9 protein-coding genes and 1 pseudogene are annotated in these 11,585 nt (G+C 70.2%); 8 read left to right on the top strand and 2 right to left on the bottom strand.

Annotation, left to right across the window (positions count from 1 at the left end; all coding sequences use genetic code 11):
- Window positions 1-142: 142 nt before the first annotated feature.
- Window positions 143-507: pseudogene (locus tag ACSIH6_RS38250) on the bottom strand (cation diffusion facilitator family transporter); the annotation flags it as partial.
- Between the two features lie 103 nt (window positions 508-610).
- On the opposite strand from ACSIH6_RS38250, the gene lysX reads away from it, so the two are divergent.
- From lysX to ACSIH6_RS38285, 7 genes are all read left to right on the top strand, one after another.
- The gene (gene lysX, locus ACSIH6_RS38255) at window positions 611-2,113 is read left to right on the top strand and encodes a bifunctional lysylphosphatidylglycerol synthetase/lysine--tRNA ligase LysX (protein WP_435113592.1); all 1,503 of its coding nucleotides are present in this window, start codon (window positions 611-613) and stop codon (window positions 2,111-2,113) included.
- 702 nt (window positions 2,114-2,815) lie between these two features.
- Window positions 2,816-3,139, top strand: coding sequence for a LuxR C-terminal-related transcriptional regulator (locus ACSIH6_RS38260; RefSeq protein ID WP_026114460.1), 324 nt, complete (start codon window positions 2,816-2,818; stop codon window positions 3,137-3,139).
- Window positions 3,140-3,344: 205 nt separating this feature from the next.
- Window positions 3,345-3,968 (top strand): amino-acid N-acetyltransferase, encoded by a 624-nt coding sequence (locus ACSIH6_RS38265; RefSeq protein WP_435113582.1) that lies wholly within the window; start codon window positions 3,345-3,347, stop codon window positions 3,966-3,968.
- A gap of 465 nt (window positions 3,969-4,433) precedes the next feature.
- Window positions 4,434-4,715 carry a hypothetical protein gene (locus tag ACSIH6_RS38270; RefSeq protein WP_435113584.1) on the top strand — a complete coding sequence of 94 codons (282 nt, stop codon included), beginning with the start codon at window positions 4,434-4,436 and terminating at the stop codon, window positions 4,713-4,715.
- A 216-nt stretch (window positions 4,716-4,931) separates the two neighbouring features.
- Window positions 4,932-5,273, top strand: coding sequence for a histone-like nucleoid-structuring protein Lsr2 (locus tag ACSIH6_RS38275; RefSeq protein WP_013155980.1), 342 nt, complete (start codon window positions 4,932-4,934; stop codon window positions 5,271-5,273).
- Between the two features lie 845 nt (window positions 5,274-6,118).
- The gene (locus tag ACSIH6_RS38280; protein WP_435113586.1) at window positions 6,119-8,629 is read left to right on the top strand and encodes an ATP-dependent Clp protease ATP-binding subunit; all 2,511 of its coding nucleotides are present in this window, start codon (window positions 6,119-6,121) and stop codon (window positions 8,627-8,629) included.
- Window positions 8,630-9,124: 495 nt separating this feature from the next.
- Window positions 9,125-9,667: a thioredoxin-like domain-containing protein gene (locus tag ACSIH6_RS38285; protein WP_435113588.1), complete on the top strand. Its 543-nt coding sequence runs from the start codon at window positions 9,125-9,127 to the stop codon at window positions 9,665-9,667.
- Between the two features lie 127 nt (window positions 9,668-9,794).
- Here ACSIH6_RS38285 and ACSIH6_RS38290 read toward each other — a convergent pair whose 3' ends face one another.
- A complete protein-coding gene (locus tag ACSIH6_RS38290) occupies window positions 9,795-10,670 on the bottom strand; it encodes an HhH-GPD family protein (RefSeq protein WP_435113590.1) in 876 nt (291 codons plus the stop codon).
- A gap of 129 nt (window positions 10,671-10,799) precedes the next feature.
- On the opposite strand from ACSIH6_RS38290, the gene ACSIH6_RS38295 reads away from it, so the two are divergent.
- Entirely contained in the window at window positions 10,800-11,507 is a 708-nt protein-coding gene (locus ACSIH6_RS38295; RefSeq protein WP_435113594.1) for a hypothetical protein, read from the top strand.
- Window positions 11,508-11,585 lie beyond the last annotated feature (78 nt).

The raw sequence follows: 11,585 nt of genomic DNA on the forward strand, positions 1-11,585 counted from the left end.
CCCCGGTTCAGCCCGAGGAGACGGTGCCGGGGGACGCCTCGGGGGAGGCGCCGCTCCGGAACAGGTCCGGCTCGATGTAGACCAGCGTGGCGATGGGCACTGCCGTCCGGACGCGCTCCCCGGCCTCGTTGATCGCCCGCGTGATCCGGCCCGCGTCCTCCAGCAGGATCACCGGCAGCTCGGGGGACTCGGAGCGGCGGACGAACTGCACCCAGGTCGCCTTGCCCCGGACGGGGTTGGACTCCTTGATCGCCGTGCGCATGGCGAACGACTCCAGCACGATCGCCACCAGCAGCACGGCCACGGGGACCTATTGTTGCCAGGACGTGATCGGCTCGGGGTGGGAGATCTTGTGCCAGGCCTCGTAGAGCGCGTGAACAGCACGATCGCCACCATGAACGCGTACACGTAGCGCTCGCGGCCGTAGCCGAAGGGGTGCTCCTCGGTGGCGCCCCGGCGGGCCCGCCTGCCGCCGATGAGCAGCAGCGCCTGGTTGCTGGAGTCGGCGCCCACCGTGCCCCTCCCCGGGCGGGGCCGCGACCGGCGGCGCGGGCCGCCCGCGGGCGCCGACCGGTCGGGCCGGACCGCGGCCGCCGGTAGGATCGTGCGCGTGAATGACGCGCACGACGACACCTACGACGACCTGCCCGAACAGATGCGGGTCCGGCGCCAGAAGCTGGACCGGCTGCGGGAGGAGGGCACCGACCCCTTCCCCGTGACCTTCCCGCGATCCACGTCGATCGGGGCCGTGCGCGACAAACACCAGGGACTGGAACCGGACACCCGCACGGGTGCGGAGGTCTCCGTCGCCGGACGCGTCATGCTCTACCGCACCGGCGGCAAGCTGTGCTTCGCCACCCTGCGCGACGAGACCGGCGACATCCAGATCATGCTGTCCCTGGACCAGGTGGGCCAGGAGCGTCTGGACGCCTGGAAGGCCGACGTCGACCTCGGCGACCACGTGGGCGTGGAGGGCGAGGTCATCACCTCCCGCCGCGGCGAGCTGTCGATCCTGGTGACCGGCTGGACGCTGACCGCCAAGTGCCTGCGTCCGCTCCCGGAGAAGCACAAGGGCCTGACCGACCCCGAGGCCCGGGTGCGCCAGCGCTACGTCGACCTCATCGTCAACCCCGAGTCCCAGCAGATGGTGCGCCGCCGCTCGGCCGCCATCCGCGCGATCCGGGAGGGGCTCGCCTCCCGCGACTTCGTCGAGGTCGAGACGCCCATGCTGATGCGGGTGCACGGCGGCGCCACGGCGCGCCCGTTCACCACCCACATCAACGCCTACGACATGGACCTGTACCTGCGCATCGCCCCCGAGCTGTCCCTCAAGCGGTTGGTCGTGGGCGGCCTGGAGAAGGTCTTCGAGGTCAACCGGAACTTCCGCAACGAGGGCGCGGACTCCACGCACAACCCCGAGTTCACGATGCTGGAGTTCTACCAGGCCTACGCCGACTACAACGTCATGGCCGACCTGACCCGCGAGCTCATCCAGGAGGCGGCGCGCGCCGTGTTCGGCTCGACGGTGGTCGAGCGGGACGGGCGGACCTACGACCTGGGCGGGGAGTGGCCGCAGGTCACCCTGTACGGGGCGGTGTCCGAGGCGCTGGGCGCCGAGGTCGACCCGCGCACGCCGATCGACGAGGTCCGCCGCCTGGCCGACTCCCGGGGAGTGGAGTACGACCCCTCCTGGGGACAGGGCAAGCTCGTCGAGCACCTCTTCGAGGAGCTGGTGGAGCACACGCTCGTCCAGCCCACCTTCGTGCGCGACTTCCCGGTGGAGACCAGCCCGCTCACCCGGCAGCACCGTGAGGACCCGCTGCTCACCGAGAAGTGGGACCTCATCGGGTTCGGCATGGAGATGGGCACGGGCTACTCGGAGCTGGTCGACCCGGTCGAGCAGCGCGAGCGCCTCACCCGGCAGTCGCTGATGGCCGCGGAGGGCGACCCCGAGGCGATGCAGTTGGACGAGGACTTCCTGCGGGCCCTGGAGTACGGAATGCCGCCGACCGGCGGTGTGGGCGTCGGTATCGACCGCCTGCTCATGGCCTTCACCGGAAAGAACATCCGGGAAACTGTCCTTTTCCCGCTCGTGAAGCCTTCCGGGGATTGAGCCGGAGCACCATGGGCCCGGATTTGCCGGGGATATAACGGCATCGGTCGGATGACCGAAAGGCGGAGCGGGGCCGTCGCGCACGCGGTGTGGCGGCCCCGCCCCCTCCGCCGGGACAGGGCCCGTACCACGGGTTCCGTCCTCCCGGCCGGACAGGCCGGGCGAACCGGCGGCCACGGACGCGTGTCCCACCGGACAGTTCCGAGGTTTTTTGCCGACCGAGGCGGGGAGAAGTCGACCACTCTCCGCTCAACATTGTTTACGCAGGTCAATGTAGTCAGCGCATTTTCCCTTCCATTACTTTGTCACGGAAGGGCTCACTATAACTACACATGGTGATTTATCGGGTCTTGACGGTACCATCTCTGCGGCCTAGCGTGCTGTGAGCGGGTCGAGACCCGTGGAGTTTGCCGAAGTGGATCGAGAACGACGGTAAGCGGGGAGAAGGGCCGCCGGACGCGGTCCGAGCCCCCGCGCGTATGTGCGCCCTCGGTGGAGTCTGTCCGTCCCAGCCTCCAGCGAACCGGCCCCTGCGACGTCCGTGCGCCCGCCCCCAGTCCCTGTGCCAGAGGGATACGTGGGGGACAGCGGTGCGCCCGGGGTGTCCGTCGCGCCGGAACAGGGGGAGACCCGTGTCCGGCGCGCTCGCGTCCACCAGGTGACGAGTCGATGTTCCGCACTCACATGATGAGGGAGGACGGAGTGGAACAGGCCACACTCGTACGACGTACCGCTGATGACCAGGGCACCCTTCAGACGAGGGAGCACCGGGAGAACGTGGTCCCCCTGCAGGCCCGCCCGCGCGAGACGGCTGTGAGCAGCCCCTACGCGCCGGTGGAACTGAACCACGAGGAACTCGAACTGCTCGCCGAGATCGCCACCGGTGTCACCACGGAGGTGGCGGCCCGGCACCTCGAACTCAGCGCGCGCACCCTGCGCCGCCGTATCCGCAACATCTGTGACGTGCTCGGCGTGAACACACCCATCGAGGCGGTCGTCTGGGCCGCGCGGCGCCAGCTCATCTGAGCCGTCCGCGGCACGGGGCCGCGGGCGCACGGCGGCGCGGGGTGCCCTCCGGAGAAGGTGCTCGCCGGAGAAAGGGCGCTCCGGTGGGCGCGGCACCCACCACGGCACCCACCACGGCACCCACCGGAACACCGGTGGGTGCCGACGCGTTTTCGGACCGCGCGCGTCCGCCGGGCGCGGGGCCCGGGCGTAGTCTGGTCCGGCTATGCCCGTTCGCCATGTTCACGTGCGTCGCGCCAGGACGCGCGACGTCGCCGCCGTCCGACGCCTCGTCGACACCTACACCGTCGACCGGCGCGTGCTCTCCAAGAGCACCGTCAACCTCTACGAGGACGTCCAGGAGTTCTGGGTGGCCGAGGCCGAGGTGGTGCCCGACCCCCCGGACCCCGCCTCCCCGTCCGCCACACCCTTCCCCGGCGCCCCCGCGCCCGGAGCGGACCGCGCCGAGCCCCCCGCCGCCGGGATCGAGTACCGCGTGGTGGGCTGCGGCGCTCTGCACGTGCTCTGGGAGGACCTGGCGGAGGTGCGCACCGTCGCCGTCGACCCCTCCCTGCGCGGGTTCGGCGTCGGCCACCGGATCGTGTCCGCGCTGCTCGACACCGCTCGGGAGTTGGGCGTGCGCCGTGTGTTCTGCCTGACATTCGAGACCGGTTTCTTCGCCAAACACGGCTTTGCCCGGATCCAGGGCACACCCGTCTCCTCCCGCGTGTACGAGGAACTCCTGCGTTCCTATGACGAGGGCGTCGCCGAATTTCTCGACTTGGAGCGGGTTAAGCCCAACACCCTTGGGAACACCCGCATGCTTGTGCACCTCGACGCGGCAACGTGAACCGCCCGGACCTAAAGGTTTTCGCGCTCGCTCGGGACCAAGTTCCCCATACGGGCCGCAGCCGGGCCAACACCGCGTCCTCCCCGCGTCCGCGCAGCTTATGCACAACCGGATGGCGGGGCCGGGGAAGGGGGCGGGTAATGTGTACCCCGGGGGTAGAGTCCCGCCCACACGTTGAAGGAAGTTCCGCGGAGCGGTGGCGAAGGGTCGGGATTTGACACCGGTGGACACGGTGTTCCCCCGCGGACACACCAGGACGCCGAACGCACGGTCGGACATTGACCCCTCATCGGGTTTGCCGGAGGTGTCTCGGGTACGTCCGGTGTCAAACCGGGGGCAAACGATGTCTATGATGTCCGGTATGCGTTTGCCCGGGTGCCTGGCGAGCCACCCCCCCAGGAGCAGCCGACACGGAGTCGGGTATTTGCTGCAATAAGTAACAACCAGGAAGGGTGGACGGCTTCGATGGGGAACTTTTTGTCGTCGGTGCTTCCCCCTGGACTGATCGACGTATTGTCGGCGCTCATCCCACCGGTGGTCGTCGGTGCCGTCTTCTGCACCTTCGTCATCCAGCTGCTGCGCAAGGAGATGGCGCCCCGCCGGATGGACGGAAGCCTGGTCAGCAAGGACGGGGCCGCCGAGGGTGAGGGTGAGGGCAGGGAGGGTTCCGGGGCCGCAGAGCCGGGAGCCGCGAACGCGACGCCGATTGTCCAGGGTGGGGAACGCACCGAATCCGACGGTCGTTGATACGGTACTCGACCGATCACGCGCCCCCGGGGCGCGGCGAACCGGCCACGCGCGTGCGCGGGCCATCTCGCCGATCCCGCGCGCCTGTCGGCGACCCCCGAAACCCGAGACGGTGTCCGGGTGATTTCAGGCACGCCGGGAATTGTCTTCCGCGTTCTCGCGAGATAGCTTTACATTCAGGTGTGGAGACACCGCTCTTCTGAAAGGTTTGATTCCATGGCACAGAAGGTCCAGGTTTTCCTGGTCGACGACCTCGACGGCGGCGAGGCCGAGGAGACGGTGACGTTCGGTCTGGACGGCTCCGTGTACGAAATCGACCTCAGCGCGGGTAATGCGGCCAAGCTCCGTGAGGCCCTTACTCCGTTCGTCGACGCCGCCCGCAAGGCTCCGGCCAAGGCGTCCCGCAGCGCGGGTCGCCGTACCGGCAGCCGGAATGCTCCCAGCCGTGAGCGCAGTGCCGAGATTCGCGCCTGGGCGAAGGCCGCGGGCAAGCCCGTCAATGAGCGCGGCCGTATCCCCGCGGCGATCGTCGCCGAATATGAGGCCATCAAGGGCTAGGTTTGCCGCCGACCCCCGGTTCGCCGAAATGTTGTCAGGTCTTGATCGAATTACGGTCGGTACCTGCCGGGGGGAGACACCCGAACCCGACCATCCCGGGCCGCGGAGCGGCCCAGTGACACGGGATGCCAGGGGATACGCCGGGCCCGCCGGGCCCTTCGGGCGGTACGGAGCACCGGAGAGGGCTCCGCGCCGATGACAGCGGTCTCCCGGCCCCGCGGCTCCAGGCCTCCGCCGCCACACCCACGGGTTGGGCCGGACGGCGAGGCGGGCCGGGGCAGTCCGCCGGAGCGCCGCGACGCCGTGTCCGCGCGCGACCGCCCACGCATGACGGGGCCGCACGCGACGGGACCGCACGCGACCTCTCGGTTCCGGGGAAAGGCACTCGCTTCCGGTCCCGCGACCCCGGTCGCGGGACCCGAGCCCCACCCCTCCCCGCTCCGGTCGACGGCGCGCATTTCCCGCTTTCCCCGCCCGAACGGCCCGGTCGGAAGAACAACACGCGGCTTGTTCGCTCAGAGCCGATAACGCTTACACGTGCGCGGTCCGGGCACTCCTGTGACACAGGGAGAGCCTGGGCCGTTCGCCTTCGGCGTACAGGGAAATCTGACGCCGCAATTGGTAGTTGGATGTTGGGTGAACGCCCTATCGTCGGGGAAAGTCTCTGGCACGGACGGCTGCGGCCGACCGTACGGAGGCCTACGTCTGGTCGGCAGCCGGTCGACCGTTCGGACGGGTGCGACAGCGCTCCCCGGGGCGGTTCATCCCTGTGGGGCCGATATGCGGAAGAGTTGGGTCGGAGTGAACCGTCCCTGCCTGACCGCTCTGTAGAGGAGCGACGAGACATGTTCGAGAGGTTTACCGACCGCGCACGGCGAGTGGTGGTTCTGGCCCAGGAAGAGGCCAGGATGCTCAACCACAACTACATCGGTACGGAGCACATCCTGCTCGGCCTCATCCACGAGGGTGAGGGCGTCGCCGCCAAGGCTCTGGAGAGCCTTGGTATCAGCCTCGAAGCGGTTCGGCAGCAGGTTGAGGAGATCATCGGCCAGGGGCAGCAGGCCCCGTCGGGGCACATCCCGTTCACCCCGCGGGCCAAGAAGGTCCTGGAGCTGTCGCTGCGCGAGGCGCTTCAGCTGGGCCACAACTACATCGGTACCGAGCACATCCTGCTGGGCCTGATCCGCGAGGGCGAGGGCGTGGCCGCCCAGGTCCTGGTCAAGCTGGGCGCGGACCTCAACCGCGTGCGCCAGCAGGTCATCCAGCTGCTGCACGGTTACCAGGGCAAGGAGCCGCAGGCCACCGGTGCCTCGTCGGAGTCCACCCCCTCCACCTCGCTGGTGCTGGACCAGTTCGGTCGCAACCTGACCCAGGCCGCCCGGGAGAGCAAGCTCGACCCGGTCATCGGCAGGGACAAGGAGATCGAGCGCGTCATGCAGGTCCTGTCCCGCAGGACCAAGAACAACCCGGTCCTGATCGGTGAGCCCGGCGTCGGCAAGACGGCCGTGGTCGAGGGTCTGGCCCAGAAGATCGTCAAGGGGGAGATCCCCGAGACGCTCAAGGACAAGCAGCTGTACACGCTGGACCTGGGCGCGCTGGTCGCGGGCAGCCGTTACCGCGGTGACTTCGAGGAGCGCCTCAAGAAGGTGCTCAAGGAGATCCGCACCCGCGGCGACATCATCCTGTTCATCGACGAGCTGCACACGCTGGTCGGAGCGGGCGCGGCGGAGGGTGCCATAGACGCCGCCTCCATCCTCAAGCCCATGCTGGCCCGGGGTGAGCTCCAGACCATCGGCGCGACCACGCTGGACGAGTACCGCAAGTACCTGGAGAAGGACGCCGCGCTGGAGCGCCGCTTCCAGCCCATCCAGGTGGACGAGCCGACCATCAAGCACGCCATCGAGATCCTCAAGGGCCTGCGCGACCGCTACGAGGCCCACCACCGGGTCTCCATCACCGACAGCGCGCTGGTGGCCGCCGCGCAGCTGGCCGACCGCTACATCAGCGACCGGTTCCTGCCGGACAAGGCGATCGACCTCATCGACGAGGCGGGCTCGCGGATGCGCATCCGCCGGATGACCGCTCCGCCGGACCTGCGCGAGTTCGACGAGAAGATCGCCGGTGTGCGCCGCGACAAGGAGTCCGCGATCGACGCGCAGGACTTCGAGAAGGCGGCGTCGCTGCGCGACGACGAGAAGCAGCTCCTGGGCAAGAAGGCGCAGCGGGAGAAGGAGTGGAAGGCCGGCGACATGGACGTCGTGGCCGAGGTGGACGAGGAGCTCATCGCCGAGGTCCTGGCCGCCTCCACCGGCATCCCGGTCTTCAAGCTCACCGAGGAGGAGTCCTCCCGGCTGCTGCGGATGGAGGACGAGCTGCACCGGCGCGTCATCGGCCAGGAGGACGCCATCAAGGCGCTCTCCCAGGCGATCCGCCGTACCCGCGCCGGGCTCAAGGACCCCAAGCGCCCGGGTGGTTCGTTCATCTTCGCCGGTCCGTCCGGTGTGGGTAAGACCGAGCTGTCCAAGACGCTGGCCGAGTTCCTGTTCGGGGACGAGGACGCGCTGATCCAGCTGGACATGTCCGAGTTCATGGAGAAGCACACCGTCTCGCGGCTGTTCGGCTCCCCGCCCGGGTACGTGGGCTACGAGGAGGGCGGCCAGCTCACCGAGAAGGTGCGCCGCAAGCCGTTCTCCGTGGTGCTCTTCGACGAGATCGAGAAGGCCCACAACGACATCTTCAACTCGCTGCTCCAGGTGCTGGAGGAGGGACGTCTCACCGACGCCCAGGGTCGCATCGTCGACTTCAAGAACACGGTCATCATCATGACGACCAACCTGGGCACCCGGGACATCTCCAAGGGCCAGGCCATGGGCTTCGCCAAGGAGGACGACGCCCAGACCAACTACGAGCGGATGAAGGCCAAGGTCAGCGAGGAGCTCAAGACCAACTTCCGGCCCGAGTTCCTCAACCGTGTGGACGACATCATCGTCTTCCACCAGCTGACCGAGAAGGAGATCTTCCAGATCGTGGATCTGATGATCACGAACCTGGACGGCCGTCTCAAGGAACGGGACATGGGGATCGAGCTGCGCCCGAAGGCGAAGCAGGTCCTGTCCGAGCGCGGGTTCGACCCGGTGCTGGGCGCCCGTCCGCTGCGCCGGACGATCCAGCGGGAGATCGAGGACCAGCTGTCCGAGAAGATCCTGTTCGGCGACCTCAAGGCGGGTCAGATCGTGGTGATCGACGCCGAGGGCGAGGGCACGGACGCCAAGTTCACCTTCAAGGGCGTGCCCAAGCCGGCCGAGGTGCCGGACACGCCCGAGGTCGAGGAGTCGGCCGCGGGCAAGCGGGAGTAGTACCGCCCGGCCGCGCCTGACATCGGGGGCACCCCCGCGGGGGTGCCCCCTTCGTCGTGGGGACGGGGGCGTGTTCGGCGGACACCGCCTGTCGCGCAGCAGGGTGTGTGGTCGCCGGACATGTTCTAAGGTGCGAACGTGACTCATCCAGATCCCCGACAGCACGATCCGTGGCAGGCGCGGCAGCCGCAGCCCGGACCCGCTCCCCACGGCCCCCGGCCGGGTGAGGCGTCCCCGGGACACCATGGCGCGGTCCCGCCCGGCGGCCCTTCCCCGAGCGGCGGCCCGCCTCCCCCGGGGTGGTTCCCCCCGGGCGGAGCGCCGCCCACGGGGCCGCAGGGACCCCACGGAGGTCCTCACGGCCCCCAGGGGCCCTACGGTCCGCCCGGTCCGTACCCGAACCAGCCCCAGCCGCGCAAAAGGGGCGGGACCGGCCTGATCATCGGGGCCGTCGCCCTGGTCGTCGTCCTCATGGTGGGCGGCGGGATCGCCGCTGTGTCGCTGTTCTCCGGCGGTGGCGGCGGCACCTCCGCGGAGGGCGTCGGCGAGGTGCGGTACTACGAGGGCCTGTCCAGCGAGCACGTGGACGAGGGCGAGACCGTCGACTACGAGATGTTCCCGCCCGCGGGCGGGCCGCACTACCCGGTCTGGCAGAACTGCGGTGTCTACGACCAGCCCCTGCGCTCGGAGTACGTCGTGCACGCCCAGGAACACGGCGCCGTGTGGATCGCCTACGACCCCGGGCTCTCCCAGGCCCAGGTCCAGACCCTGGCCGGGTACTACTCGCCAGGCGACTACCTGGTGGTCAGCCCCGTGGAGGGCCTGCCCGCCCCGGTGGTGGCGTCGGCCTGGGGCTCCCAGATCCTCCTGGAGGACCCCGAGGACCCGCGCCTGGCGGAGTACCTCGTCGAGTTCGTCCAGGGTGAGAACACCCCCGAGCCGGGCGCGCCGTGCAGCGACGGCCACTCCGGCACCGAGGCCGACCCCGCGGGGGAGACCGGGACCGCCGCGGCGCGGTACTCCGGCCCGCGGACCTGAGGCGTCCCCGGCCGCGCCGTCCGGGGACGGCACCGGACCAGGGTGCACCCGCCTCCCGGCCGCTGACCGAAGGCGGCACCGGTCCGGGACGCCGTGCGGCGACCGGCTTCCCCAGGCCGGGGCGCGCTCAGCTCGGCAGGGCGTACCGGCCGTCGTCCAGGGGGTCCACCAGGCCGTCGGAGACCAGCGCGTCCAGGGCCCGCTCGCGTTGGACGCGGTCGTCCCAGACGACGTCCAGCGCGCCCTTGGGCACCGGGTGGGCGGAGTCGCGCAGCACCGCCAGCAGCCGTCCGCGCACCTGCCGGTCGGTGCCCGCGTAGGTCTGGCCGCGCCGGGGCGGGCCGTCGTAGGCGGGCTTGCCCGCGAGCCGCCAGGCGCACTGGTGGGCGATCGGGCAGTCCGCGCACGCGGGCGTGCGAGCGGTGCACACCAGCGCGCCCAGCTCCATGACGGCCACGCCCCAGCGGGCGGCCACCGAGGGCGCGGACGGCAGCAGGGACTCGGCGAGGGCGGTCTCCGCCTTCGTCTGTGTTTTCGGCGGGTACTGGACCCCGGTTTCGGCTCTCGCCAGGACACGCCGAACGTTCGTGTCCAGAATGGCGTGCCGCTGACCGAAGGCGAAGCTCGCCACCGCCGCGGCGGTGTAGGCGCCGACGCCCGGCAGGGACAGCAGCGTGGCGTGGTCGTCGGGGACCCGCCCGCCGTGTTCCCCGGTGATCGCCACCGCGCACGCGTGCAGGCGCAGTGCCCGGCGCGGGTAGCCGAGCCGGTTCCACATGCGCACCGCCTCCCCGGAGGGCTCCCGGGCCAGGTCGGCGGGGGTGGGCCAGCGCTCCATCCAGGCGCGCCAGGCGGGCAGGACGCGCACCACGGGCGTCTGCTGGAGCATGATCTCGCTGACCAGGACCGACCATGGGGAGGCGTCGGGCCGACGCCAGGGAAGGTCGCGGGCGTGGCTCTCATACCACGCCAGAACCGGGGTGCTGTAAGGGTTATCGCTCATCTTTAACTGGGAATCGGCGGGTTGAGTAGGTGAGGTACACGCAAAACCGCAATACTACGGCGCATGGCGTCAAGTACCGGACAACCAGGAGCCGTCAGCCGCGAGACCTACTGGAAGCGGCGTGCCTTCGTGCTGGCCGGGGCCCTTCTGGTGCTCGCGCTCATCGCGTACGCCTGCCGTCCCTCCGGCGACGAGAGCGGCGAGCCGACCCGCTCGGACGCGGGCATCGAGGCCTCTCCCAGTGTCTCACCCACCGAGCCCTCCGCGGACGCGAGCGAGGAACCCGGGGCCGATCCCTCCGAGGGGGCGCGGGAGAGCGCCGATCCCTCCGAGGGCGCTGAGGACTCCGAGGGCTCCGACGGCGCCGCGGCCGGTGACGGCGACTCCGCCGGGGGCGGGGAGGGCGGCGAGGTGCCCGCTCCGGAGCGTCCTGAGGACCTCTGCCGCCCGCAGGACGTCGTGGTGACCTTCGAGTACGCGGAGGAGGGCCAGGAGGTCTACGGCGCCGGCGCCAACCCGGGCTTCAGGATCACCGTGGTCAACACCGCCGAGCAGACCTGCACCGTGGACGTGGGCGGCGAGGCCATGGAGATCCGCATCCACTCGGGCGACGACCGGATCTTCTCCACCGCCGACTGCGCGGAGAACAAGAGCGCGGAGAAGCGCCAGATCAGCAGGGGCGTCCCGCACGAGTACACGTTCACCTGGGAGCGGCTGCGCTCCTTCGAGGACTGCCGCGGCACCGACGCCTCGGCCCAGCCCGGCTGGTACCGGGCCAACCTGCACGGGGGCTACGCCGGGGACCAGCCCGAACTGCCGTTCCAGCTCAAGGCCTGAGCCGCCGCACGACACGGGGCCGGGGGGGGGGGGGGAACCCCCGCCCCCCCCCCCCCCGCCCGCTGCCCCCGGCCGACC

The sequence above is a fragment of the Nocardiopsis synnemataformans genome (assembly GCF_965343085.1).
In the GTDB taxonomy this organism is placed as follows: Bacteria; Actinomycetota; Actinomycetes; order Streptosporangiales; family Streptosporangiaceae; genus Nocardiopsis; species Nocardiopsis alborubida.